Here is a 25053-nt window from a genome sequence, read left to right as displayed (position 1 = left end):
TCGCACTCGTGTCGCGACGCTGGCTGAAGGCCAACGCCCTGCTCACGCCCACCGGGCTGTGGCTGGGGATCTTCCTGATCGCGCCGTTGGCCCTGGTGGTCCAGTTCAGCTTCGCCACGCGCGACACGGGTGTCGCCCGCGCGGTGCTGCCGTGGACGACGCAGGCGTATCTGACAGCACTCGATCCGGCGTTCCTGCCGATCTTCGGCCGGACCCTGGTGTACGCGGTGGCGACGACGGTCGCCTGTCTGCTGCTGGGGTTCCCTCTGGCGTGGTTCATCGCACGGCACGGCGGCAAGTACCGCACCGTGCTGCTCGCGGCCGTCCTCATCCCGTTCTGGTCGAGCTATCTCGCGCGCATCTACGCCTGGAAGGCGCTGCTGGACGGTGAAGGCTTGGTCAACACGATGCTCGGATGGGTCGGCCTGGGCCGTGACGGCGGTTTCCTGCTCACGCACGGAGTGGTGATCCTCGGGCTGACGTACGGCTTTCTGCCGTTCATGGTGTTGCCGCTCTACGTCGCGTGTGAGCGCTTCGACTTCCGTTTGGTGGAGGCGTCCTACGACCTCGGCCACGGGCGTGCGTCGACGTTCTTCCGAGTGGTGCTGCCCGGTGTGATGACGGGTGTTCTGGCCGGGTCGCTGCTCGTGCTGGTGCCGTCGGCAGGTGACTTCGTGACGCCGAAGCTGCTCGGTGGCGTCGACCAGTCCACGTTCGGGTCGGTGATCGACGACCAGTTCCGCGGTGGCAACAACTGGCCGTTGGGCTCGGCGATGGCCGTGCTGCTGCTCGTGCTGGTGGTGCTCGTGCTCGTGTTGCGCGGACGCCGTGGGGAGGACGTGCTGTGAACCGTCGTCCGTGGATTTTGGGTTTCGTGGTGTTCCTCGTGTTCGTGTTCTTGTACGCGCCGATCGCGTGGCTCGCTATCGCCTCGTTCAACTCCTCACGGTCGTTGTCGCGCATCAGCGGTGTGTCGACGCAGTGGTACGTCGAACTGTTCGACGACTCACGGGTGTTGGAGTCGTTGCAGCTGACCTTGCAGCTGGCGCTGGCGTCCGCGGTGATCTCGACGGTGATCGGCACGCTGGCGGCGTTCGGGTTGCGGCGGGCGTTTCCCGGACGCGGGCTGTGGACGGTGCTCCTGTCGCTTCCGCTGGTGGTGCCTGAGGTCGTCATGGGCGTGGCGATGCTGGGGTTCTTCGTGAAGATCGCCGGGATCCCGCTCGGGTTCGGGGCGCTGTTGTTCGCACACGTGGCGTTCTCGCTGAGCTTCGTGGTCGTCGTGGTGAGGTCGAGGGTGTCCGGAATGGACGTCCGGCTGGAGGAGGCGGCCGCGGATCTCGGGGCGTCGCCGTTCGTCGCGTTCCGAACCGTGACGCTGCCGCTCGTGGCGCCGGCGGTGGTGGCCGGTGCGGCGTTCGCGTTCCTGCTGTCGTTCGACGACGTGGTGATCTCGTCGTACCTCACCGGTGTCGGCTCGACGACGTTGCCGGTGTTCGTCTACGCGCAGGCCTCCAAACGCGGGATCTCGCCGGAGATCGTGGCCCTGTCGACGTTGATGGTGACGACCACGGCGGTGCTGCTGGTCATCGGCGTGATGGTCGCGTCGTGGCGCGCCCGCAAGGCGGGATCCTCCGCGCAGCTGGTCTAACTTCCTGCGACAGCGGTATCCCCGCAGGTGCGCGGACGGCATCTTGACGGAAGCCACCGGCAGCCATGGGGGATGACGTGCCGCAGTTGCGTGTTCACTTCACCGACCGAGACATCGCGCGCACCCGGTTGAAACTGGAACCCGACCTGATGTGGGAGATCGTTTCCAGCGCGCAGATCCTGCAACACCGCGACGGTGACCTGTCCTTCGGTCCGTGGCGCCGCCACGTGCGCGAGCTCGCCGCACGCGATCCCGACCTGCGCACGGCGCTGCACACCCTGGTGACGGTGGCACCGCACGCGACGTACTTCCCGGACCTCCTCACGCCGTCCGCGGACCTGTCCGGCATCGACGAGTGCGCCGACGCGGTGCTCTCGACCCCGCCGCGCCGCCTGCGCGAGGAGATCGGCCGGATTCGCCCCGCGGCCGGCGCGGAGGCGTGCTGGCTGGACGAGCTCGCCAGGGGCGGACCGACCGCGCTTCTGCAGCTGCGGCACGCCTTGCGCGTCTACTTCAGGTCCGTGATCGAGCCGCACCTGCCGGTCATCGAGGAGGGGCGGTGCACCGACGTGGCGGCCGGCGTCCAGCAGTACCTGCACCGCGGTCCGGAGGGACTGCTGGGCGCGCTCGGGCCTGCGACCCGCTGGGACCCGCCGGTGCTTTCCGTCAGGTATCCGCACGACCGCGATTTGTACCTGCGCGGACGAGGTCTCGTGCTGATCCCGTGCTACTTCGCCGTGCACCACCCGGTGGCGCTGGCGGATCCCGAGCTGCCGCCGGTGCTGGCGTTCCCGATCCGGACCGGGTCGCGGCTGCTGGCCGGTGGCCGGGTGGGAGGCTCCCTGACCGCACTCCTGGGCACCACCAGGGCCGCGATCCTGCGGTTGGTGATCGCCGGCAGCACCACCACCGCGCTGGCGAAGATGGTGGGGGTCGCTCCCGCCACGGTGAGCCACCACACCGGAGTCCTGCGCGAGGCCGGGCTCATCGCCACCGAGCGCGAGGAGAACTACGCCCGGCACCTGATCACGCCGCTGGGGCTGAGGGTGCTCTCGGGCACGTGACGCAGGGCCGCCACGAACGTGACGGCCCTCGTGATCACCTGATCAGCACGTGGTGCCGCCGGCGCCCGCGACCCACCTGTGGGAGCGGATCCGCACGCCCGGGAACGCCGTGCCGGACAGCACGCGCTGGCGGATGTACCAGGCGCTGCCCGTGTAGTTCGCGCCCGTGTACAGGCACACCCGGTCGTAGGACGAGCTGGCCCCGTTGTTGTACACGCGCATCACGGCCCTGGACGACGCCCACGAACACGTGACCGGAGCGTTCCACCAGTCGGCGTCGCGGTTCGTCCAGCTGCAGCGGCTGCTGCTGCCGTCGTTGTTCGGCCACACGCACAGGTCGCCGGAGGGGCACGTCAGGGCCAGAGCCGAGACGTCCTCCTGCACCACCGGTGCTTCGACCGCGGGGATGGTCAGCGCGTCGGGGTCGGCCGACGCCGTTCCCACCAACGTCAACAGCACCATGACCGCGGCGAACAGCACATTCAGCGTTTTTCTCATCTTTCCCCCTGTGAGAAGTGATGTGCAGGACGCGGAGTCTGCCGAGACCGTCGCGCGCCGGGAGGGTCCTTCGAGCGTCGTCTAAGCGTTTCCACCCGACGTGGAATGACAGAAGCGTCAACTTTCGTCGCGGTGGTTCGATACTCCAGCGTGCCGCGCGGACATGGGACGTCTCGTAGCTTGAGGGCGTGACTACCGCTCTGCGGACCAGGGCGGAGGCGTTCCGCGCCGACACCCTGGCCCGGCTCAAGGCGATGACCCCGGTGCGGGTCGTCGGTGACGTGATCGTCGTGGTCGCCGCGATCCTGCTGGACCTGTGGCCGGGACCGTGGGCGGAGCAGAAGGCGTCGGGCTGGACGCTCGTCGCGTACGTCGCGGTGTACCTGGTGCTGCTGCCGTCGCGGCACGTGCTGCCGGCGACGGCCATGATCGTGGGCGCGGCGATCCCGTTCATCGGGCCCGCCGTGATGGTCGTGCTGAGCTACACGGCGGGGCGCCGGATCGAGTCGTGGGTCAAGGCGGTGGTGTCGACCACGATCACGTTCGTCGTCGTGGTGCTGGTGTGGGACTGGGACGCGCGGCCGATCGACATCGAACCGGTCTACGGGGTGCTGATCCTCGTCACGATCTTCGGCGTGGGCGTGGCGCTGCCGTTCCTGGTCGGCCGGTACCTGGCGCAGCGCGAGGCGCTCGTGCAGGCCGTGCAGGACCGCGAGGCGCGGATGCAGGCGGAGCACAAGATGCTGTCCCGGCAGGTCCGCCTGCGCGAACGCAGCCGCATCGCCCAGGACATGCACGACAGCCTCGGGCACCGGCTGTCGCTGATCTCCGTGCACGCCGGTGCGCTGGCGATGGACCCGTCGCTGGGGGAGAAGCAGCGCGAGGCGATCGGCGTGCTGCGCTCGGCGGCGTTGACCGGCATGGAGGAACTGCGGGCGATCATCGGCGTGCTGCGAGCCGAGGACGGTCCCGACGACGACCCGGCGACACGGACCGTGGAGTCCATCGACTCGTTGGTGGGCGACGCGCGCAAGGCGGGTGTGCTGGTGAGTCTGGTGCGGGGCGGGCAGGCCCACCCGTTGCCGTCCCGTGTCTCTCACGCTGCCTATCGCGTGGCACAGGAAGGTCTGACGAACGCGTCCAAGCACGCTCCGGGCGCCGCCGTGCAGGTGACGGTGAAGTACGAGCCGGACGCGCTCGTCGTCGAGGTGCGCAACAACCCGTCGCGCAGCGGTTCATCGGGCGGTGAGCCGGGGGTAGGGCTCATCGGCCTGAGCGAACGCGTGCGCGTGGCGGGCGGCATCCTGCACGTGGGCGCGCTTCCGTCGGGAGGCTTCCGAATCGCGGCCGTGCTGCCGTACGAGGAAACGGCGCTGCCCGGCGAACCCGAGGACGAGCAGGACGAGGCGGAGTCGCCGCGCGGCATCCGCAAGTGGGCGGGCGTCGGCTCCATCGTGGGCGCGTCGGTCGTGCTGACCGTCATCATCGGCGGCTTCACCTACCTGGGCGCGCAGCCGGTGACCGAGGTCGTGACGCAGGAGAACCTCGACCGGATCCAGGAGGGCCAGCCGGAGGCGGAGGTGATGAAGCTGCTGCCCTCCGGTGACGAACCGCTGGTCGGCGACGGCGAACGCAAGTCGCAGGCCTCTCCGGAGCCGGCGGGAGCACGCTGCGTCTACCACATCACCGACGAGCAGTCGTACCTCGCGAAGGGCACCCGAGTGGTGCGTTTCTGCTTCCGGGACGGCAAGCTGGTCGAGAAGAAGATCCACGTGCAGAGGACTGGTTCATGATCCGGGTGCTCATCGCCGACGACGAGCCGCTGATGCGCGCCGGCATCAAGGCCATCCTCGGCACCGCCGACGACATCGAACTGGTGGCGGAGGCGGGCGACGGCCACGAGGCGCTGCAGATCGTCCGCGAACGCCGCGTCGACGTGGCCGTGCTGGACATCCGCATGCCACGGATGGACGGCCTCGCATGCGCGCGCGAGCTCCATGTGCTCGCACCGTCCGTGCGCGTGGTGATGCTGACGACGTTCGGCGAGGACGAGAACATCGTGCGCGCGCTGTCCGAAGGCGCCGCGGGCTTCCTGCTGAAGGACTCTGCACCCGAGGAACTGCTACGGGCCGTGCGAGCGGTCAACAACGGCGAGGCGTACCTCTCGCCGATGGTGACCTCACGGGTCGTGGGCATGGTGGCGACGTCCGGGCAGCCGAAGCGGCAGGAGGCGCAGAAGGCCGTCGCGGGGCTGACCGAACGCGAGGTCGAGGTGCTGGCGCTGCTCGGGCAGGGGATGTCGAACGCGGACATCGGCGCGAAGCTGCACATGTCGGAGGCGACGGTGAAGACGTACGTGTCGCGGCTGCTGGCGAAGCTGGGTCTGACGAACCGGGTGCAGGCGGCGCTGCTGGCCCGCGACGCGGGCATCGCAAGCTGAGCGACGGCCCGCGGGTTCGCGAGCCGACTGCGGGTGGGATGCACGACCTGTCGCCGATCCGCGAGTTCGTGCCGGTCGTCCGGTCGCCCCTTCGCCACGATTCGGCGGAGCCCAATCGTGGCGAAGCGGTGGCCGGACGACCGGCTTCTCGACGAACTCGCCGCCGCGGCGAAGCAGCGGCCGAAAACACTGAGGCCGTCCGGGTGTCACCCGAACGGCCTCAAACGTCTCAAGCGCTAGACGTGACTTCGCCTCCCGGTTACCAGGCGGTAGACGCCGAGCAGGATGAGAGATCCGACGATCGCCAGCAGCCAGGTCCTCAGGTCGAAGAAGGACCCGAGGTCGGTCCCGAAGAGCGCGGACCCGATGAATCCACCGAGAATCGCGCCCACGATGCCGAGCAGCATCGTGATGATGAAACCACCGGGGTCGTTACCAGGCATGATGGCCTTGGCGATGGCACCGGCCAGCAGACCGAGCACGATCCATCCCAGGATGCCCACGGAGAGTCTCCTTCCATCCGCTTGTCGCGAGAGGAATGCCCCCGAACTGGCGACTTCACGCCTCCAAAACCACTCCGTTATCAAAGTAACGGGCTGTGCCGGGCTCTCAGGCACTCTCCGGAACAATGAGGGGCGATGAGTACTCCACGCACTGTCCTGATCCTGGGCTCGACCGGCTCCGTCGGGACCCAGGCGCTCGACGTCATCCGCCGCAACCGCGACCGCTTCCGCGTCGTCGGGCTCGGCGCCGGTGGGCGTCAGCTCGACCTGCTCAAACAGCAGGCGGCAGAGTTCGACGTGTCGACGGTCGCCGTCGCCAGCGGGGCCGAGATCCCCGGCGTCAAGACGTTGACCAGCATGGTCGACCTGATCGAGGCGTGTCCCGCGGACGTCGTGCTCAACGGCATGGACGGCTCCCGCGGCCTCGAACCGTCGTTGAAGGCGCTGGAGGTCGGCGCCACGCTCGCGCTCGCGAACAAGGAGTCGCTCATCGCCGGCGGGCCGCTCGTGCTCAAGGCGGCCAAGCCTGACCAGATCGTGCCGGTCGACTCGGAGCACTCGGCGCTCGCGCAGTGTCTGCGGGGCGGTGCGCCGCACGAGGTGCACAAGCTGGTGCTGACGGCGTCCGGTGGTCCGTTCCGCGGCAAGACCCGCGCGGAACTCGACGGCATCACCGTGCAGCAGGCCATGGCGCACCCGACGTGGTCGATGGGCCAGGTCGTCACGATCAACTCGGCGAACCTGGTCAACAAGGGCCTGGAGCTCATCGAGGCGCACCTGCTGTTCGGGGTGCCCTACGACCGCGTCGACGTCGTCGTCCACCCGCAGTCCATCATTCACTCGATGGTGACCTTCACGGACGGCTCGACGCTGGCCCAGGCGTCGCCGCCGGACATGCGCCTGCCCATCTCACTGGGGCTCGGATGGCCCGAGCGCGTCGCCGGTGCCGCGGCCGCCTGTACCTTTGACACCGCCACCTCGTGGACGTTCGAGCCGCTGGACAACATCACGTTCCCGGCGGTCGAGCTGGCACGGCAGGCGGGAACCGCGGGCGGATGCCTGCCCGCGATCTACAACGCCGCGAACGAGGAGGCTCTGGCGAGTTTCGTCGCGGGCAAGACGTCGTTCCTGTCGATCGTGGACACCATCGGCCAGGTTCTCGGCGAGGCGAACGACTGGCGGAGCGACCCCGCGGACGTCGCGGAGGTCCTCGCCGCCGAGGACTGGGCACGCGCACGTGCCCGCGAGCTGGTTGGAAGGAACTGAACGTCTCGTGAACACATTCATCAACATCCTCGGGGTGCTGTTGTTCGCGTTCGGCATCGCGGTGTCCATCGCGCTGCACGAGTTCGGGCACCTGCTGACCGCGAAGGCCTTCGGCATGAAGGTCACCCGCTACTTCATCGGCTTCGGCCCGAAGCTCTTCTCGTTCCGCAAGGGCGAGACCGAGTACGGCCTGAAGGCGATCCCGGCCGGCGGCTTCTGCGAGATCACCGGCATGACCGCGCTGGAGGAGGTGCACCCCGACGACAAGCCGCGCGCCTTCTACAAGCAGAAGGTGTGGAAGCGCGTCGTCGTGCTGTCCGCCGGCTCCATCACGCACTTCCTGCTCGGCTTCATCATCCTGCTGATCCTCGCGATGTCGCTGGGCCTGCCGAACAACAAGGACGTCCCCGTCCTCGCGCAGGTCTCCGACTGCGTGCAGGACTACACGGTCCCCTACGACGCGCCGTGCCCCGCCGGGGCGCCGTCCCCCGCCAAGAGCGCGGGCCTCAAGCCCGGTGACCAGATCGTCTCGATCGCGGGCAAGCCGATCGCGACCTGGTCGGACATGCAGAAGGTCACCCGCGACCTCAGCGGCCCCAACGAGTTCAAGGTGCTGCGCGACGACAAGGAGGTCACGCTCACCGTCGACGTGCCGAAGGTCTCCCGCCAGATCTCCGACGGCAAGGGCGGCGTGGAGGTCAAGCAGGTCGGCGCGATCGGCGTGATGGTGCAGCAGGCCTTCACCTACGGCCCGATCGACGCGGTCCCGGCCGCAGTGTCGTTCACCGGCGAGATGTTCGTGAACACCTGGAAGGGCCTCATGCGCTTCCCGGAGCGCATCCCGGCCGTGGTCAAGGCCATCGGCGGCGGCGAGCGCGACCTCGACACCCCGATCTCCGTCGTCGGTGCCTCCCGCCTGGGCGGTGACGCGGCGGAACGCGGCCTCTGGGCGTTCTTCATCCTGATGCTCGCGGGCCTGAACTTCTTCGTGGGTGTGTTCAACCTCCTGCCGCTGCTCCCGCTTGACGGTGGTCACATCGCCGTCAACCTCTACGAACGGGTGCGAGACTGGATCAGGAAGCTGCGCGGGAAGCCCGCCGGCGCCCCGGTCAACTACATGCGCCTGTTGCCGCTCACCTACGTGGTCATCTTCATCGGCGGCGCCATCACGCTGCTGACCGTGACCGCCGACATCGTCAACCCGATCAGGTTGCAGTAGTGAATTACGAAAGGTGCACACCCCATGAGTGACGGCGTGATGCTCGGAATGCCGGCACTGCCGCCGCCGGTGCTGTCGGAACGCCGCAAGACCCGGCAGCTGATGGTCGGCAACGTCGGTGTCGGCAGCGAGTTCCCCGTCTCCGTCCAGTCGATGACGACGACCCTGACGTCGGACGTCAACGCGACGCTGCAGCAGATCGCGGAACTCACCGCGTCCGGCTGCGACATCGTCCGGGTCGCCTGCCCGTCGCAGGACGACGCGGACGCCCTGCCGGCGATCGCCAAGAAGTCCCAGATCCCGGTGATCGCGGACATCCACTTCCAGCCGAAGTACGTCTTCGCCGCCATCGAGGCCGGTTGTGCCGCGGTCCGCGTGAACCCCGGCAACATCCGCAAGTTCGACGACCAGGTCAAGGAGATCGCGGCCGCCGCCAAGGACCACGGCACCCCGATCCGGATCGGCGTGAACGCCGGTTCGCTCGACCCGCGCCTGCTCAAGAAGTACGGCAAGGCCACCCCGGAGGCCCTCGCCGAGAGCGCGATGTGGGAGGCCTCGCTCTTCGCGGAGCACGACTTCCACGACATCAAGATCTCGGTGAAGCACAACGACCCCGTGGTCATGATCCGCGCCTACGAGCTGCTCGCCGAGCAGTGCGACTACCCGCTGCACCTGGGTGTCACGGAGGCCGGTCCCGCCTTCCAGGGCACGATCAAGTCGGCCGTGGCGTTCGGCGCGCTGCTCCGGCAGGGCATCGGCGACACCATCCGGGTGTCGCTGAGCGCGCCGCCGGTCGAGGAGATCAAGGTCGGCCACCAGATCCTCCAGTCGCTCAACCTGCGTCCGCGCAAGCTGGAGATCGTGTCCTGCCCGTCCTGCGGTCGTGCCCAGGTGGACGTGTACACGCTCGCCGAGCAGGTCACGGCCGGTCTGGAGGGCATGGAGGTGCCGCTGCGCGTCGCGGTCATGGGCTGCGTCGTGAACGGCCCCGGCGAGGCCCGTGAGGCCGACCTGGGCGTGGCGAGCGGCAACGGCAAGGGCCAGATCTTCGTCAAGGGCAAGGTCATCAAGACCGTGCCCGAGCACGCGATCGTGGAGACCCTCATCGAAGAGGCGATGCGCATCGCCGAGGAGATGGAGCCGGTAGAAGGCGGCGCCCCCGCCGTCACCGTCGGCTGACCGCTGTTCGAAGTTCACGCGGGAGCCCCGCGTACTCGTTTTCGGGTACGCGGGGCTCCCGCGTGAACTGAAGCAGGTGCGGGGCGTCACTGGTGCGTGTGCACTGTTGGCTGATGCCACACACACGTCCCATCTGGCACGCTAGTCAACGTGCTGAGGCTTGCCGGAGCGCGCGTGCTGGACGAACGCGACCTGATCGATGTGCGCGGGGTCTTCGACAGGGACCCCGTCGCCGCGTGCATGGTCGCGGCAAGGGTGGAAGTGGCCGGCCTGGACCCGTGGCGCCTGGGCGGCGAGATGTGGGGCTCGGACTCCCGGCCCTTGCGCGGCCGCGTCGACGGCCTGTGCTTCTCCGGACCGAACCTCATCCCGCTCAAGGGCGGCGCGTCGGCCATGCGGATGTTCGCCGACCGCGCGCGACGCCGCGGCCGCATGTGTTCCAGCCTCGTCGGCCCCGCCGAGCAGGTCCTGACGCTCTGGGACGAGCTGCAGCCCGACTGGGGACCCGCCCGCGAGGTGCGGGGCGACCAGCCGTTGATGGCGATCTCGTCGAGCCCGAAGGTCACCCCGGACCCGATGGTCCGCCAGGTCCGCCCGAGCGAGCTCAGCCGCTACCTCCCGGCCGCCATCTCGATGTTCGTCGAGGAGGTCGGCATCGACCCGTGCGCGGAGGACGGCGGTGCGGGCTACCGGGCACGCGTGAGCGAGCTCATCGCCGCCGGCCGGGCCTTCGCCAGGTTCGAACACGGCGAGGTCGTCTTCAAGGCCGAGATCGGCGCCATGTCGTCCAGGGTCGGTCAGATCCAGGGCGTCTGGGTCCGCCCTGACCGCAGGGGCGAGGGCCTCGGCACCACGGGCACCGCGGCCGTGGCCGACCGCCTGACCCGCGTTCTCAACCGCACGGCCAGCCTCTACGTGAACGGCTACAACCATGTGGCGCAGGCCGCCTACCGCCGAATCGGTTTCGAACAGGTCGGGCAATACGCCACTGTGCTCTTCTGAACGGGCATACTCGCGCGGGTGCGCCTTCTCGCGACGATCACGGTGGTCCTGCTGACGCTGAGCGGCTGCGGCCTGTTCAAGTCCGAACCCGGAGCACCGGAGATCACCAACGACTTCCTGGCGAAGCTCGCGTCCGGTGACGTGCAGGGCGCGGCCGGGATGACCGACAACCCGAACGACGCCAAGGACACCCTGGAGAAGTTCCGCAACGCGCTCAAGCCGGAGGGGCTGACCAGCAAGGTCGACCAGCTCCGCAAGAACGGCGAGACCGCGTCCGAAGCGTCGGTGACGCTCGACTGGAACCTCGGCAAGAACCGCCACTGGACGTATCCGACGAAGTTCGACGTGCGCCAGGAGGGCGACACGTGGAAGGTGCACTGGCAGTCGTCGGTGGCGCACCCGAAGCTCGCACCGCAGCAGTCCATCCAGCTCACCGAGCTCAAGCCGGACCCGGCTCCGGTGCTCGACCGCGACGGAACGCCCCTGCTGGCCCCTGAGCGCGTCGTCTCGGTGCTGCTCGTCGCGAAGGAGGCCGGTGACGTCCCGGCCGTCGCGAAGACGCTCGCGGACGCGCTGAACCCGTTCGACAAGGCGATCACCCAGCAGTCGATCACCGAGGGCGTCGGCAAGACCCCCGAGGGCCAGGCCTACCAGGTGGCGGCGCTGCGCGACCCCGACTACCAGTCCGTGAAGCCGAAGATCTACGAGCTGCCCGGCGTGCGGTTCAGCTCGCAGACGTCGCTGCTGGCACCGAGCCGCAACTTCGGCTCCCAGGTGCTGCCCGCGGTCCGCAAGCTCGTCGAGAACGACATCGCCGGCAACACGGGCTTCCGCGTCGCCACGGTCGACGCGCAGGGCACGGAGGTCGAGGAGCTGTTCTCGAAGGCCCCGGAACCCGCCAAGGCCGTGAACATCGCGCTGTCCCGCGCGATCCAGGCCGCGGCCGAGGACGCCGTCGAGCCCGTGCAGCAGCCCACGGTCCTGGTGGCGATCCAGCCGTCGACCGGCGACATCCTGGCCGTCGCGCAGAACGACCCCGCCGACGCCCAGGGCGCCCTCTCGCTCACCGGCCGCTTCCCGCCGGGCTCGACGATGAAGGCGGTGTCCGCGCTGGCCGCGCTCCAGTCCGGCAAGGTCAACGCCGACACCCCGCTGCCGTGCCCCGGCAAGACGACCATCGACGGACGGCGGATCGTGCCGAACTCCAGCGAGTTCGACAAGGGCACCATCCCGCTGCGGTCGGCGTTCGCGTTCTCCTGCAACACGACGTTCGCCCAGCTCGCCGTCGACATGCCGCCGGACCTGCTGACGAACACGGCCCAGTCGCTCGGCCTCGGCGTGGACTTCGACATCGCAGGCCTGACGACGATCACCGGTTCCGTGCCGCCCGCCACCGACGTCGTGGAACGGGCGGAGGACGCGTTCGGCCAGGGCAAGGTGCTGGCGTCGCCGTTCGGCATGGCGCTGGTCAGCGCGTCGATCGCGAAGGGCTCGATGCCGGTGCCGCAGCTCGTCCGCGGCAAGGAGACCAAGGCGGACAAGCAGCCCGCCGCGCCGCCCGCCGCGATGCTCGACCCGTTGCGGCAGATGATGCGCGAGGTCGTCGACTACGGCACCGCACCGCAGCTCAAGCCGTACGGGGACGTGCGGGGCAAGACCGGCACCGCGCAGTTCGGCGACGGCGTGCACTCGCACGGCTGGTTCATGGGCTACCGCGGCGACGTCGCGTTCGCGACGATCGTTCTCAGCGGGGAGACCTCGACACCGGCCGTGGAGGTGGCGGCGAGGTTCCTCAAGGCCGTGCCGTGACGGACGGCTAATGTGGAGCGCATGGCTGTTCGTGCTCCGCTGGAACCTGGTGTGCAATCTCCGCGTCGTCAGGTGCCCTCGCGCATCGTGCGTCCCGAGTACGTGGACAAGCCCGCGCCGCAGAAGAGCACCGACCCGTGGGTGCAGACCCCGGAGATCATCGAGGCCATGCGGGTCGCGGGCAGGCTCGCCGCGCAGGCGTTGCAGGAGGCGGGCAAGGTCGTCGTTCCCGGCGTGACGACGGACGAGATCGACGCGGTGGCGCACGAGTTCCTGTGCGACAACGGCGCGTACCCCTCGACGCTCGGCTACCGGGGCTTCCCGAAGTCCTGCTGCACCTCGCTCAACGAGGTCATCTGCCACGGCATCCCGGACTCCACGGTCGTCGAGGACGGCGACATCGTGAACATCGACGTCACCGCGTTCATCGGTGGCGTGCACGGCGACACCAACGCCACCTTCCTCGCGGGCAACGTCTCCGAGGAGGCGAAGCTGCTGGTCGAGCGCACGCACGAGGCGACCATGCGCGCGATCAAGGCCGTCAAGCCCGGCCGCGAGATCAACGTCATCGGCCGCGTGATCGAGGCGTACGCGAACCGCTTCGGCTACGGCGTCGTGCGCGACTTCACCGGCCACGGCATCGGGCGCGCGTTCCACAGCGGTCTCGTGGTCCTGCACTACGACGAGCCGTCGATGAAGACCGTGCTCGAGCCCGGCATGACGTTCACGATCGAGCCGATGATCACGCTCGGCGACTACGAGGGCGACATGTGGGACGACGGCTGGACCGTCACCACGAAGGACAAGAGCTGGACCGCTCAGTTCGAGCACACGATCGTCGTCACCGAGACCGGCTCGGAGATCCTCACAGTCTGCTGACCACTGCCTTGAGCGCGGCCGCGACCGTCGAGGGCGATGTCGCGGCCGCCAGGTGGTGCGACTCGACGCGCTCGACCGGCCAGCCCAGCGCCTCCGCCTGCGCCGCCGCCTCCTCGTAGGCGGACGACAGCAGCACGTACCCGCACGCCCCGGACCACTCGACGACCGGGCGCTGTTCCTTCAGGAACTCCCACGGCACCTCGGGTGCCTCGTCGCGCATCTCCTCGCGCAGGCCGGCCGGTACGAGCCGCAGCGGGTCCTCGGGGAACCACCGGTCCCAGCGCGGCAGCCTGCCGTCGCGGACCGACGCCTTCACCTGGCGGACCAGGTCGGGGTCCACGGTGTCGCGCCACGCCCTGCCCGGCGTCGGCAGGTCCGAGTCGAGGAACACCAGGCCCGCCACGTCCAGTTCGAGGGCGTCCGCGAAGCTCGGCAGCAACGGTCCGGCGCCGCTGTGGCCGACCAGGACCAGTGGTCCCGTGACGCCCGCGTCGTCCAGGGCGTCCGCGAACGCGCCGATCAGCCGCTGGTGGACCGGGGCCTCGTTCACGGTCATCTGCAGGTCGACCAGCAGGACGGCCACCCCGTCGGAGGCCAGTTCGTCGGCGAGCGGACGCATGCTCGACGGGCCGAGGAACGGGCTGTGCATGAGGACGACGGTGACCATGCTGGTGATGATGGCAGCATTGGCGTCCATGCGGGGCTCGATGTTGATCTGTGGGACGACCTCCGACGCCGGGAAGAGCGTCCTGGTCGCGGGTTTGTGCCGCTTCCTGGCACGCCAGGGCGTCGACGTCGTGCCGTTCAAGGCGCAGAACATGTCGAACAACTCGTTCGTCACGCTCGACGGCGGTGAGATCGGGCGCGCGCAGGCGTTGCAGGCGCGGGCGGCGTTCAAGGAGCCCAGCGTGCGGTTCAACCCCGTGCTGCTCAAGCCCGGTAGCGACCGCACGTCCCAGGTCGTCGTGCTCGGCCAGGCGGTCGGCGAGGTCTCGGCGCTGAGCTACCGCGAACGCAAGCAGCACCTGCTCGACACCGTTCTGTCCACTTTGGATGGACTCGAACGCGACCACGAGGTCGTCATCTGCGAGGGCGCCGGTTCGCCCGCCGAGATCAACCTGCGCGCCAACGACATCGCGAACATGGGCCTGGCGACCAGGGCGAACCTGCCGGTGCTCGTCATCGGGGACATCGACCGCGGCGGCGTGTTCGCCCACCTCTTCGGCACGGTCGCGGTGCTCGACGCGGCCGACCAGGCGCTGGTCTCCGGCTTCGTCATCAACAAGTTCCGCGGTGACGAGCGTCTGCTCGAACCGGGTCTACGACAGCTCGAGGCGCTCACGGGACGGCCGGTGCTCGGTGTGCTGCCGTGGCGCGAGGAGCTCTGGCTCGATGCCGAGGACTCCTTGTCCTACAACGCGGACGGCGTGATCGGCAGGCCGCAGCCGCCGAAGCGCGACTGGTTGCGCGTCGCCGTCATCCGGCTGCCGCGCATCTCCAACGCGACCGACGCCGAGGCGCTGGCGTGCGAACCCGGCGTGTCCGTGCGGTTCGTGACCGAGCCGTCACGGCTGGCCGACGCCGACGTCGTCGTGCTGCCCGGCTCCAAGGCCACCGTCTCCGACCTCGCCTGGCTGCGCGAAACCGGTCTGGCGCAGGCGATCGAACGCTTCGAGGGGCCCGTCCTCGGCATCTGCGGCGGGTTCCAGATGCTCTCCAAGTGCATCGAGGACGACGTGGAGTCCGGGCACGGCACGGTCGACGGGCTGGGCCTGCTCGACGTCGACATCCGCTTCCAGCCACGGAAGACCCTCGCCACACCGGCGAGCACGGCGTGGGGCGAACCCGTCACCGGCTACGAGATCCACCACGGCCAGGTCGTGCGCAGCACCGAGGACCCGCTCATCGGCGACGAGGGCGCCCAGACCGACCGGATCCTCGGCACGCACTGGCACGGACTGCTGGAGAACGACACGTTCCGCCGAAAGTTCCTGCTCTGGGCCGCCGAGCGCGCGAGCCGGGACTTCGAACCGGGCGAGGTGAGCTTCCAGGCCGCCCGCGAGGCCCAGCTGGACCTGCTGGGCGACCTGGTCGCCGATCACCTCGACACGAAGGCCGTCATCGACCTGCTGGAACGAGGAGCTCCCGCGGGGCTTCCGTTCGTGCCGCCCGGCGCCCCACCAGCTGCGGAATAGCGAGCCCCGCCAGCACGAGACCACCGGCCGCGGCCTGCAGCCCGCTCAGGTCCTCCCCGAGGAACACCCAAGCCGAGAACATCCCGAACACCGGCACCAGCAACGAGAACGGCGCCACGACGGACGACTCGTACTGGCGCAGCAGGAATCCCCACACGGCGAACCCGAGCAGCGTCGAGATCCACGAGACGTACCCGACCGCGCCGATCCCGGCCCAGTCGAGGCGGCCGAGCGCGCTCATGTCCTCGGTGAGCGCCGACAGCGCGAACAGCGGCAGCACCGCGACCGCGCTCACCCAGACCATGAACCGCAACGTGTCCGCGGGCCGCGCGTACCGCATCAGCACGTTCGACACGCCCCAGCAGGCCGCCGCGGCGATCAGCAGCACGAACCCGAGCAACGGCGACGAGAGCCCGTAGTCCCACGCGATCACCCCGATGCCCGCGACGGCCAGCGCGATTCCGGTGATCTGCACGGACTTCGGTCGTTCGCGCAGCACGACCGCCGCGAACAGCGTCGTGAAGATCACCTGGCTCTGCAGCACCAGCGATCCCAGGCCGGCCGGCATGCCCGCCTTCAGGCCGATGAACAGGAAGCTGAACTTAGCCACGCCGAGCACCAGTCCGACCGAGATGACCCACTTCCACGCGACGGACGGCCGTCCGACGAAGAAGATCGCGGGCACGGCCGCCGCGAGGAAGCGCAGCGCGGAGAACAGGATCGGCGGGAACTCGTCCAGGCCCACCTTCAACACGACGAAGTTGAAACCCCAGATGGCGGCGACCAGCAGGGCGAGCAGAACGTGGCGTGGGCTCATGCCCTCAAGCTTGCGCGTGCTAACTGTTTAGCACTAGTTCCGTTTCCTACGTCGTTAGGTTTAGCATCGCTACATGCTCGATCTGGGAAGACTGAAGGCGCTGCACGCCATCGCCGTGCACGGCACGGTCGGCGCCGCGGCGGACGTGCTCGGCTACACGCCGTCCGCGGTCTCGCAGCAGATCGCCAAGCTCGAACGCGAAACCCGCACCACGCTGCTGGAACGCAACGGCCGGGGTGTCCGCCTCACCGACGCCGCCCGCCTGCTCGCCGACACCGCGGGCCAGGTCCTCAAGCTGGTCGAGGAGGCCGAGGTCGCGCTGGAGGAACAGCGCGGCGCCGCGATCGGCCGCCTGTGCATCGGATCGTTCGCCACCGCCGCGCGAGGTCTGCTGCCGGACGTCCTCGTGGGGCTGACCGAGCAGCACCCGGCGCTCGACGTGCGGCTCACGGAGATCGACCCGCCCTACGCCACCGAGGCCGTCGCACGCGGCGAGCTCGACATGGCGATCGTGCACGACTGGGCGAACACGCCGCTGCCTGTGCCGGAGTCGCTGTCCCGCAGCTACATCGGTGACGACGTCGCCGAGGTCATGATCCCGGTCACGAACCCGTTGTCGGACAGGGAGTTCCTCGAACCCGCCGACCTCGCCGGTGAGCGGTGGATCTGCCAGACGGAGGGGTCGATCTGCTTCGACTGGCTGGAGCGGACGTTCCACGGCGCGGGCATCGAACCCGTGGTGGCGTACCGGATCAGCGAGTACCGGACGCAGATGGCGTTGCTGGCCAAGGGGATCGGGGTCGCCCTGATCCCGCGCCTGGGCAGGGGAGAGGTGCCGGGCAACGTCAAAGCCGTGCCGTTGCGTCCCACGCCCACGCGGCGGCTGTACGCGGTGTGGCGGACCCAGGCCTCGCGCCGCCCGGCGATCAAGGCCGCGCTGGAGGTGATCGAGCAGGTCGCCGGCTAAGGGCCTGTGTCGACCACGTGCGTCTTGCCGGGCGCCATGGCCTTCAGCAGTGCCTTGGCCTCGCTGACCACCGCCTTGAGGTCCTTCGCCGTGGTCTTGAAGTAGGGCTCGATCGTGAGCGTCGCGGTGTCCTTGGTCTCCACGACGTTCCAGGTGCCGTGCAGGTACCCGTCCACGAGGAACGTCGGCGGGAACACTCCGTTGCGCACCGCGCCCCACCGCGACCGCGCGTCCTCGTTCATGATCCGCGACCGGTCCGCGTGGCCCAGCAGCACGTTGTCGAACGAGGGCAGCAGCCGCGCGGGCGCCGGGGTGTCCTCCGGCACGAGCACGCCGTCCGGCACGTCGAACAGCACCTTGCCGTCGGAGTTGCGGTACTGCACGAGATCCATCCGCGCCGCGTGCGCCTTCAGCCCGGTCATCCGCGACCAGGCCTGCACGTCCGCGAGCGTCGACGGCCCGAACGCCCGCAGGTACCGCGTGATCAGCTCCGGCACGGCGGCCTCGGACGGCAGGTCGCGGCCGAGCCACGTGGCCATCGCGACGTTCTGCGGAACGCCGCCCACGCCCCAGATCCCGCGCGGCGGCACCTGGACCATCGGCACCAGCATCTGCGCCTGCGTCGACAGCTCGCGGGCCGTCGGTCCGGGGAAGTGTTCCCGCAGGTGCGCGCCGATCTCCGCGACCGTGCGCGGTTCGGTGTCGACGAACTCGCGCGTGATCCGTGCCAGCTTCGCGAAGTCGATCTCGACGCGGGTGGCCGGTGGCATGACGTTCTTCGCCCACTTGTCGAGCTCCGGCTGCAACGCCGTGCGCATCAGGTACACGTCGTCGGCCGAGATGAGGTGCAACGTGCCGCGCCACAACGTCATGCGCACCAGCGAGCGGTCGATGATCAGCTCGCTCAGCGCGCCGAAGTCGAACGAGCGCAGCCGCGTCCACAGCGCGAGGTACGGCGGCACCGGCGCTTGGGCCTGGAGGCCGCCGAGGTGCTCGACGGCGGCCACGATCGGCATTTCCGTGCGGTCCAGCAGCATCTGCCGCGCGAGGAGCGTCCGGTTGAGAGTGCGGTTCGAAAGAGTGTTCACAGCGATCCGAAGAACTTCCTGATGTCCTGGACCAGCAGGTCCGGTTCCTCCATCGCGGCGAAGTGACCGCCGCGGTCGAACTCGCTCCAGTGCACGATCGTCGGGATCATCTTGTCCGCCAGCGACCGCACCGGCGTGCCGACGTCGTGCGGGAACACCGCCACGCCCGTCGGCACCGTCGTCGGCTGCTGCTGACCCCACGACGCGGACTGCTCCTTGTAGAGCTGAGCCGAGGAGCCCGCGGTGCCGGTGAACCAGTACACGGACACGTTGGTCAGCATCTGGTCGCGGTCCACGGCGTCCTCGGGCACGTCCGCGCAGTCGGTCCAGTCGTGGAACTTCTCCACGATCCACGCGAGTTGCCCGACCGGTGAGTCGGTCAGCCCGTAGGCGACCGTGCGCGGCCGGGTGCGCTGGACGTGCATGTAGCCGGAGAGCTCCTTCTGGTAGTGGTCGAGCGTCTCCAGCGCCTTGAGCTCGTCGGCGGTCAGGTCGTTGACGCCGTGCGGCCGGAACGTCAGCAGCATGTTCACGTGCACGCCGACCACGTGCTCGGGGAAGACCCTGCCGATTTCCTGTGCGATGCCGGAGCCCCAGTCGCCGCCCTGCGCGCCGTAGCGGTCGTAGCCCAGGCCCTCCATGAGCTTCGCGAACGCCCAGGCGACGCGCAGCACGTTCCAGCCGGTCCTGCGCACCGGCCCGGAGAAGCCGAAACCGGGAATGGACGGGATGACCAGGTGGAAGTCCTCGGACAGCGGCTCGATCACGTTCAGGAACTCGACGAACGAGCCGGGCCAGCCGTGGATCAGCAGCAGCGGGAGCGCGTCCGGGTTCTTCGACCGCACGTGCAGGAAGTGGATGCGCTGCCCGCCGATCTCGGTCGTGAACTGCGGGTAGGAGTTGATCCGCGCTTCCTGCGCGCGCCAGTCGAACCCGTCCGCCCAGTACTCGGCGAGCGGGCGCAGGTACGTCAGCGGGATGCCGTAGGACCAGCCGACGTCCGGCAGGTCCTCCTCCGGCCAGCGCGTCCTGGCCAGGCGCGAGCGGAGGTCGTCGACCTCCGCCTGCGGGACCTCGATGCGGAACGGCGTGATCTCCATGGCCCCCACGCTATGAGCTCTTGCGGACAGCTTCCGTCCGCGATCAGCAGAACTTCTCGATCAACTCCTCGAAGAACCCGCCGGCCTCGATCGCCGCCTTCTCCTGGTCGCCGTCGCGGACCGCGTGCAGCAGCCCGGTGTGCGACACCTGGTCACCTCCCGGCTGGCTGGTGTCGACAGAAGCCGCCACCGAAGCTTTGACCGCCTCGGTCAAGCCCTGGTACAGCTCCGCCAGAAGCGTGTTGTGCGAGCACTGGACGAGCAGCACGTGGAACGCGGTGTCGTGCTCGACCACCTCGGTCCACTGCTCGGCCTCCATCGCCGCGTCGCGCTTGCGCAGCAGCTCGGTGAGACGTGCCAGCTCGGCGTCCGTGCGGTGCTTCGCGGCCAGGCGCGCGCCCTCCATCTCGAGGGTGCGGCGGACCTGGAGCACCTCCTTCAGCTCCGTCCCGCACATGCGGCGGACCGCGCCGGAGATCTCGCTGGTCGCGCGGACGAACGTGCCGTCGCCCTGCCGCACCTCCAGCAGGCCGGCGTGCGAAAGCGCGCGCACGGCCTCGCGGACCGTGTTCCTGCCCACCCCGAGCGCGGTGACCAGCTCGGGCTCGGGCGGGATGCGCTGCCCGACGGGCCATTCGCCGCTGGTGATCGCACCCCTCATCTGGTCGATCACCTGGTCGACGAGGCCTGCACGTCGGGTAGTGGCCAACGGCACAGCGTCATCCTTTCATCCGAACATCCCATGTCTGCGATAGTGGTGCCCGTGACGATTCAGCAGACGACTCTTGCCGCACAGACTGCCACCGATCCCGGTCGCAGGGTGTTGGTCGTCAAGAATCGTCACGTTCCGCTGGTCGGGTCCACGCTGCTCGCGATCGGGGTCGCCCTCGCGGCGGCGAATCTCCGCCCTGCGGTGACCAGTCTGGCCTCGGTGCTCGGCGATGTCCGCGCCGCCCTTGGGGTTTCGGCCGCTTGGACCAGCGCGTTGACGGCCGTTCCGGCGCTTTGCTTCGGCTTCGCGGCGTTCGCGGCGCCGTGGCTCGGCCGCCGCCTCGGCATGGCCCGCGCGATCGGACTTTCCCTGGGGGTGCTCACGCTCGGCCTGGTGCTGCGCGTGATCGACGGTCCGTGGGTCGTGCTGGGCGGCACTTTCATCGCGTGCGCGGGCATCGCCGTGTCCAACGTGCTCATCCCGGTGGTGGTGAAGGCTTCCTTCCCGGACAAGGTCGGTCTCATCACCGGTGTCTACACGGGAGCGCTCGCCGCGGGCGCCGCGCTTGCTGCTGCGCTGACCCCACGGCTGGAGGACTACCTCGGCTCGTGGCGCCTCGCCGTCGGTGCGTGGGCGCTGCTGTCGGCCGGTGCGGTGATCGTGTGGCTCGCCGGTGCGCGGCACGGTTCCTCGGCGTCCGTGGTGCGGTCGGCCGCGCCCGCCGAGAAGCGGTCGTTGGTGCGCAGCCCGCTGGCATGGGTGATCACGGTGTTCTTCGGCCTGCAGTCGCTGTTCGCCTACACCGTCATGGGCTGGCTGCCCGCGATGCTCGTCGACTCCGGCGTGGACCGGAACACCGCCGGCATGCTGCTCGCGGTGTCGATGCTGCTCGGCGTGCCGGTCAGTCTCTTCGTGCCGCCGATCGCGGCGAAGTTCTCCAGCCAGGCGCCGATGGTGCTGGTGCTCGGCGTGCTGTCGTTCGCGGGCATGCTCGGGATGCTGCTGGCGCCCGCGGTCGCCCCCGGCCTGTGGGTGGTGCTGATCGGGTTCGGCATGGGCATGTTCCCGCTGGCGCTGCTGATCATGTCGCTGCGCACCAAGTCCACTTCGGACACCGCACGGCTGTCCGCGATGGCGCAGAGCCTCGGCTATCTGATCGCGGCTTCCGGCCCGTTCGCGTTCGGTCTGCTGCGTGACGCCACCGGATCGTGGTCGGTGTCGCTGGTGCTGCAGCTCGTGCTGCTGGCCGCGCTGACCGGCCTGGGCGTGGTCGCGGGACGTCCCCGCTACATCTAGTCAGGAATCGAGAAGCTTCGCGTTCTCGCTGGTCCTAGCGTTGTCGGCATGGACATCACCATTCACGCCACGTTCCTCCCGCACACCGACCCCGAAGCGTCGCTGACCTTCTACCGCGACCTGCTCGGCTGGGAGGTCCGCGCCGACGTCGGTCAGGGCGCGATGCGCTGGATCACGGTCGCGCCCGCCGGTTCCGGTTCGTCCGTCGTGCTCGAACCGCCCGCCATGGCGGAGGGACTCACCGACTCACAGCGCACGGCGATCGCCGAGATGATCGAAGGCGGCTCGTACGGGTACATCCAGCTGTCGACGCCCGATCTCGAAGCCGTGTTCGACAAGTTGCAGGGCAGCGGCGCCGACGTCGTGCAGGAGCCGACCGATCAGCCGTGGGGTGCGCGCGACTGCGTGTTCCGCGACCCGGCCGGCAACAACGTCCGGATCATCCAGGCCTAGTGCCGCACTAGTTCGAGGCGAAACCGCGGTGCAGCACCGTGAGCTGGTCGGCGAGGTAACGGGCCCACGCCTTCGCCCGGTCCCAGTCCGGTGCGGCACCGCCGAAACTGACGGGGCCGATGGCGCCGAGCCTGCGCACCATGCGGGTGACGTCGTTGGGCACCGGCGGAGTGCCGCGGTGGAACAACCACATGGGCGTGTGTTTGAGGGAAACCTTGTGCCGCCGCACGAACCGGTGCGCGTCGCGCGTGGCGGCGTCGCCCATGATCACGGCACCGAACCCGTGCAACGTGTCGGCCGCGGCGACCGAGAGCACGGTGACTCTCAGCCCGCAGCCCGCGAGTTCGGTGCCGATGATCTCTGCTATCTCGTCGGTGGCGGCGATTCTCGAGGTGTACGCGACGAGGACTCTGTCAGTCATCGCTGCATCGTTGTTGGTGGTTCTGGTTTTCGGCAGCGTCAGAAGTCCCTGTCGTGCAAGGCCTTTCAGTCCAACGGCAGGTTCAGGAGCGCGTTTTCCACGAGCTCTGGCATAGCCGGATGGATCCAGTACTGCCCGCGCGCCATGGTTTTCGCGTCCAGACCGAAGCTCATCGCCTGGATGATCGGCTGGATCACCGTCGACGCCTGCGGCCCGATGATGTGCGCGCCGAGCAGCTGCCCGGTCGCGGGATCGGCGATCAGCTTCGCGAAACCGGTCGTGTCCTCCATCGCCCAGCCGTACGCGATGCTCGCGTAGGCCTGGCTCGCGGTGACGTACCGGATGCCCTTCTCCTCGGCCTGCTCCTCGGTGAGACCGACGCTCGCGATCTGCGGGCTGGAGAACACCGCGGCGGGCACGAACCGGTGGTCGCTCTTCATCGGGTCGTCGGGGTTCAGCAGGTTGTGCTGCACGACCTTGGCTTCGTGGTTCGCGACGTGCTTGAGCTGGTAGTCCGAGCTGATGTCGCCCAGCGCGAGGATGTGCGACTGGCTGGTGCGCTGGTACTCGTCGACCTTGATCCGACCGTCGTCGTGGGTCTCGATGCCGGCGTTGCGCACGTCGAGCAGGTCGGTGTTCGGCTTCCTGCCGGTCGCGATGAGAAGCTGGGCCGCCTCAACGGTTTCCGCGCCCTCAGGTCCTTCGAGGTGGAGCTTGACGCCCGTCGCGGTCTTCTCGGCACGGGTGGTCTTGCGGTTGAGGCGGACGTCCCACTTCTGCTTCGCGACGTCGGTGAAGCGCTCGGCGATCTCCAGGTCCTCGTGGCGGAGGAGGAGGTTCGAGCGGGCGATCACGGTGACCTTGACGCCGAAGCTGCTGAAGACGTGGGCGAACTCGCTCGCGATGAAACCGCTGCCGACGATGATCAGGCTCTCGGGGAGCTCGTCGAGGCGCATGATCGTGTCGCTGGTGTGGTAGCCGGTCGTGTCCAGGTCCGCGATGTCGGGGATGCTGGGGCGGCTGCCGGCTGCTACGACGATTCGGTCCGCTGTGATGGTTTCGCCGGTGCCGGTGTTGATGGTGTGCGCGTCCTCGAACGTCGCGGTGCCCTCGTAGACCGTCACGTTGGGGTTCTCGTTGGCGCGCCAGTTGCGGCCGCCTTCGGCGATCGGGTCGATGCGGTTGAAGATGCGGTCCCGGATCTGTGGCCAGTTCACCTTGTCCAGGTGGGCGTCCACGCCTAGTTTCTTGGCGTTTGCTGGGGCTGCGGCCTGGTCGGCGGTGTGGACGAACATCTTGGTGGGGATGCAGCCCACGTTCAGGCAGGTGCCGCCGAAGGTTCCCTTTTCGAGGATGGCTATCTGCCAGCCTGCCATCGCCTCGTTCGGGATGGAGTTGCCGGAGCCGGTGCCGATGATGACCAGGTCGAAGTGCCTCACGTGTGGATCCAACCATCCTGGGGATGGGGGTGTTCCCGTGTTGGGGTTACGTGGGGCTTACGCGCCGGTTTTGTTGGTCGTCCCCCTGGTGCGTTGGCGTCTGCCTGTTTCGTGTCCGTAGGTTGGTTGCGGTTGGGCGGGTGTCGTGCCTGTTTCAGGATTTCTGGGGCGCTGCCCCAGACCCCGCCAATCTGATCAAAGACCGGCCAGCGCCGTCTGCGGGTTGATGGCACGCCTGACGCTCCTATAGATGTCAAGCGATGGCTGCGAGGTCTTTCATGATCGCTGTGTGTGCTTCGCGGAGGATGTAGCGCTTGAGGCAGCGGAGGATGTCGCGTTTGGTGAGGCCTTGTTCGGTGCGTCGTTGCAGGTAGGCCTGGGTGCGTGGGCAGTAGCGCAGGCGGACGACGGCGACGACGTGCAGGACGCGGTTGGCTTGGCGTTCGCCGCCTTTGTTGAGGCGGTGCCGGTCGGTTCGTCCGGATGAGGCTGGGAGTGGGGCGACGCCGCAAAGTTTGGCGAAGGAGGCTTCGCTGCGGAGTCGTTCGGGGTTGTCGCCGGCGGTGACGAGGAGCTGGCCTGCGACGTCGGTGCCGATGCCGAGCAGGCGGACCAGGGTCGGGGCGGTGGCGGTGACCAGCCGGTCGAGGTGTTTGTCGAGCTGGGTGATCTGCTGGTTGAGGGCGATGATTCGCTCGGCTATGGAGCGCAGGGCGAGCATGGTGCCGTGGATGGGGTTGGCCAGCTTGGTGAGGTCGGGTTCCAGGGCGGTGCAGGCGGTGAGCAGTGCCTTGGTTTGCTTGCCGCGTAAGGTTTCGCGGATCTCGGCGGGTGCGGTGGTGATGAGGTTGGTGAGTTCGTTGCGGGCGGCGGTGCGGGCTTTGACCGCGCCACCGCGGGCGATGCGCAGGACGCGGATGGACTCGATCGGCCCGTCGGCGGTTTTGGGTGTGGCGGTTTTGTCGTCGGAGATGACGGCGCGGGCGGCGTTGATGGCGTCGATGACGTCGGATTTGCCGTGGCTGCGGCGGGTTCGCCGGTCGGGGCGGGAGACT

The 25053-nt window shown here is 68.8% G+C and carries 25 protein-coding genes; 15 read left to right on the top strand and 10 right to left on the bottom strand.

Annotation, left to right across the window (positions count from 1 at the left end; genetic code table 11):
• Nucleotides 1–8 precede the first annotated feature (8 nt).
• The 3 genes from AOM45_RS24270 (at nucleotide 9) to AOM45_RS24260 (ending at nucleotide 2715) form a co-directional block, all read left to right on the top strand.
• Nucleotides 9–848, top strand: a complete 840-nt coding sequence (locus AOM45_RS24270) for an ABC transporter permease (protein ID WP_035910360.1) — start codon at nucleotides 9–11, stop codon at nucleotides 846–848.
• Nucleotides 845–1651 (top strand): ABC transporter permease, encoded by an 807-nt coding sequence (locus AOM45_RS24265; protein ID WP_051783495.1) that lies wholly within the window; start codon nucleotides 845–847, stop codon nucleotides 1649–1651. The genes AOM45_RS24270 and AOM45_RS24265 overlap by 4 nt, the downstream gene beginning before the upstream one ends.
• Nucleotides 1652–1728: 77 nt before the next feature.
• Nucleotides 1729–2715 (top strand): ArsR/SmtB family transcription factor, encoded by a 987-nt coding sequence (locus tag AOM45_RS24260; protein ID WP_162185666.1) that lies wholly within the window; start codon nucleotides 1729–1731, stop codon nucleotides 2713–2715.
• 42 nt (nucleotides 2716–2757) lie between these two features.
• Here AOM45_RS24260 and AOM45_RS24255 read toward each other — a convergent pair whose 3' ends face one another.
• Nucleotides 2758–3213 (bottom strand): peptidase inhibitor family I36 protein, encoded by a 456-nt coding sequence (locus AOM45_RS24255; protein ID WP_081902162.1) that lies wholly within the window; start codon nucleotides 3211–3213, stop codon nucleotides 2758–2760.
• A 188-nt stretch (nucleotides 3214–3401) separates the two neighbouring features.
• Here AOM45_RS24255 and AOM45_RS24250 point away from each other — a divergent pair, with 188 nt between their 5' ends.
• Together AOM45_RS24250 and AOM45_RS24245 are read left to right on the top strand one after the other, a co-directional pair.
• Nucleotides 3402–5006 (top strand): sensor histidine kinase, encoded by a 1605-nt coding sequence (locus tag AOM45_RS24250; RefSeq protein ID WP_035910363.1) that lies wholly within the window; start codon nucleotides 3402–3404, stop codon nucleotides 5004–5006.
• Nucleotides 5003–5653 (top strand): response regulator, encoded by a 651-nt coding sequence (locus AOM45_RS24245; protein WP_030468055.1) that lies wholly within the window; start codon nucleotides 5003–5005, stop codon nucleotides 5651–5653. Before AOM45_RS24250 ends, AOM45_RS24245 begins: the two co-directional genes overlap by 4 nt.
• A gap of 236 nt (nucleotides 5654–5889) precedes the next feature.
• Here the strand turns inward: AOM45_RS24245 and AOM45_RS24240 are convergent, their stop codons facing one another.
• A complete protein-coding gene (locus tag AOM45_RS24240) occupies nucleotides 5890–6156 on the bottom strand; it encodes a GlsB/YeaQ/YmgE family stress response membrane protein (RefSeq protein ID WP_030468056.1) in 267 nt (88 codons plus the stop codon).
• Between the two features lie 135 nt (nucleotides 6157–6291).
• Between AOM45_RS24240 and dxr the strand changes: the two genes are divergently transcribed.
• From dxr to map, 6 genes are all read left to right on the top strand, one after another.
• Nucleotides 6292–7422 (top strand): 1-deoxy-D-xylulose-5-phosphate reductoisomerase, encoded by a 1131-nt coding sequence (gene dxr, locus AOM45_RS24235; protein WP_030468057.1) that lies wholly within the window; start codon nucleotides 6292–6294, stop codon nucleotides 7420–7422.
• Between the two features lie 7 nt (nucleotides 7423–7429).
• Nucleotides 7430–8641 carry a M50 family metallopeptidase gene (locus AOM45_RS24230; protein WP_236703817.1) on the top strand — a complete coding sequence of 404 codons (1212 nt, stop codon included), beginning with the start codon at nucleotides 7430–7432 and terminating at the stop codon, nucleotides 8639–8641.
• 48 nt (nucleotides 8642–8689) lie between these two features.
• The gene (gene ispG, locus AOM45_RS24225; RefSeq protein WP_035910414.1) at nucleotides 8690–9820 is read left to right on the top strand and encodes a flavodoxin-dependent (E)-4-hydroxy-3-methylbut-2-enyl-diphosphate synthase; all 1131 of its coding nucleotides are present in this window, start codon (nucleotides 8690–8692) and stop codon (nucleotides 9818–9820) included.
• Between the two features lie 150 nt (nucleotides 9821–9970).
• Nucleotides 9971–10822: a GNAT family N-acetyltransferase gene (locus tag AOM45_RS24220; RefSeq protein WP_030468060.1), complete on the top strand. Its 852-nt coding sequence runs from the start codon at nucleotides 9971–9973 to the stop codon at nucleotides 10820–10822.
• Between the two features lie 18 nt (nucleotides 10823–10840).
• Nucleotides 10841–12631, top strand: a complete 1791-nt coding sequence (locus AOM45_RS24215; RefSeq protein ID WP_030468061.1) for a penicillin-binding transpeptidase domain-containing protein — start codon at nucleotides 10841–10843, stop codon at nucleotides 12629–12631.
• 21 nt (nucleotides 12632–12652) lie between these two features.
• Nucleotides 12653–13510 carry a type I methionyl aminopeptidase gene (gene map / locus AOM45_RS24210; protein WP_030468062.1) on the top strand — a complete coding sequence of 286 codons (858 nt, stop codon included), beginning with the start codon at nucleotides 12653–12655 and terminating at the stop codon, nucleotides 13508–13510.
• Here the strand turns inward: map and AOM45_RS24205 are convergent.
• Nucleotides 13497–14177 carry an alpha/beta fold hydrolase gene (locus AOM45_RS24205; RefSeq protein WP_030468063.1) on the bottom strand — a complete coding sequence of 227 codons (681 nt, stop codon included), beginning with the start codon at nucleotides 14175–14177 and terminating at the stop codon, nucleotides 13497–13499. The genes map and AOM45_RS24205 overlap by 14 nt on opposite strands.
• Nucleotides 14178–14205: 28 nt before the next feature.
• On the opposite strand from AOM45_RS24205, the gene AOM45_RS24200 reads away from it, so the two are divergent.
• Entirely contained in the window at nucleotides 14206–15705 is a 1500-nt protein-coding gene (locus AOM45_RS24200; RefSeq protein WP_030468064.1) for a cobyric acid synthase, read from the top strand.
• On the opposite strand, the gene AOM45_RS24195 is transcribed toward AOM45_RS24200, so the two are convergent.
• Nucleotides 15629–16522, bottom strand: coding sequence for an EamA family transporter (locus AOM45_RS24195; protein ID WP_030468065.1), 894 nt, complete (start codon nucleotides 16520–16522; stop codon nucleotides 15629–15631). The two genes, AOM45_RS24200 and AOM45_RS24195, sit on opposite strands and share 77 nt — an antisense overlap.
• A gap of 73 nt (nucleotides 16523–16595) precedes the next feature.
• On the opposite strand from AOM45_RS24195, the gene AOM45_RS24190 reads away from it, so the two are divergent.
• A complete protein-coding gene (locus AOM45_RS24190; protein ID WP_030468066.1) occupies nucleotides 16596–17489 on the top strand; it encodes a LysR family transcriptional regulator in 894 nt (297 codons plus the stop codon).
• Here the strand turns inward: AOM45_RS24190 and AOM45_RS24185 are convergent.
• Genes AOM45_RS24185 through AOM45_RS24175 form a run of 3 tightly spaced genes read right to left on the bottom strand, consistent with a single transcriptional unit; the run spans nucleotide 17486 to nucleotide 20392 of the window.
• Nucleotides 17486–18577 carry a winged helix DNA-binding domain-containing protein gene (locus tag AOM45_RS24185; protein WP_051783504.1) on the bottom strand — a complete coding sequence of 364 codons (1092 nt, stop codon included), beginning with the start codon at nucleotides 18575–18577 and terminating at the stop codon, nucleotides 17486–17488. The two genes, AOM45_RS24190 and AOM45_RS24185, sit on opposite strands and share 4 nt — an antisense overlap.
• Nucleotides 18574–19677 carry an epoxide hydrolase family protein gene (locus AOM45_RS24180; RefSeq protein WP_030468068.1) on the bottom strand — a complete coding sequence of 368 codons (1104 nt, stop codon included), beginning with the start codon at nucleotides 19675–19677 and terminating at the stop codon, nucleotides 18574–18576. The genes AOM45_RS24185 and AOM45_RS24180 overlap by 4 nt, the downstream gene beginning before the upstream one ends.
• Before the next feature lie 43 nt (nucleotides 19678–19720).
• Nucleotides 19721–20392 carry a FadR/GntR family transcriptional regulator gene (locus AOM45_RS24175; protein WP_030468069.1) on the bottom strand — a complete coding sequence of 224 codons (672 nt, stop codon included), beginning with the start codon at nucleotides 20390–20392 and terminating at the stop codon, nucleotides 19721–19723.
• 48 nt (nucleotides 20393–20440) lie between these two features.
• Between AOM45_RS24175 and AOM45_RS24170 the strand changes: the two genes are divergently transcribed.
• Together AOM45_RS24170 and AOM45_RS24165 are read left to right on the top strand one after the other, a co-directional pair.
• Entirely contained in the window at nucleotides 20441–21685 is a 1245-nt protein-coding gene (locus AOM45_RS24170; protein ID WP_236703816.1) for a CynX/NimT family MFS transporter, read from the top strand.
• A gap of 48 nt (nucleotides 21686–21733) precedes the next feature.
• Nucleotides 21734–22138: a VOC family protein gene (locus AOM45_RS24165; RefSeq protein ID WP_030468071.1), complete on the top strand. Its 405-nt coding sequence runs from the start codon at nucleotides 21734–21736 to the stop codon at nucleotides 22136–22138.
• A 7-nt stretch (nucleotides 22139–22145) separates the two neighbouring features.
• Here the strand turns inward: AOM45_RS24165 and AOM45_RS24160 are convergent, their stop codons facing one another.
• The 3 genes from AOM45_RS24160 to AOM45_RS24150 all read right to left on the bottom strand — a co-directional run.
• On the bottom strand, nucleotides 22146–22559 hold the full coding sequence (locus AOM45_RS24160; protein WP_030468072.1) for an NADPH-dependent FMN reductase family protein: 414 nt from the start codon (nucleotides 22557–22559) through the stop codon (nucleotides 22146–22148).
• Between the two features lie 65 nt (nucleotides 22560–22624).
• Nucleotides 22625–23998: a mycothione reductase gene (locus AOM45_RS24155; RefSeq protein ID WP_030468073.1), complete on the bottom strand. Its 1374-nt coding sequence runs from the start codon at nucleotides 23996–23998 to the stop codon at nucleotides 22625–22627.
• Between the two features lie 253 nt (nucleotides 23999–24251).
• The coding region (locus tag AOM45_RS24150; RefSeq protein WP_063778353.1) for an IS110 family transposase at nucleotides 24252–25053 on the bottom strand (802 nt) is incomplete at its 5' end.

This window comes from Lentzea aerocolonigenes, from assembly GCF_000974445.1.
GTDB lineage: Bacteria > Actinomycetota > Actinomycetes > Mycobacteriales > Pseudonocardiaceae > Lentzea > Lentzea aerocolonigenes.
The sequence above is the reverse complement of the archived record's forward strand: the minus strand, read 5'-3'. Positions and strand labels throughout refer to the sequence as shown.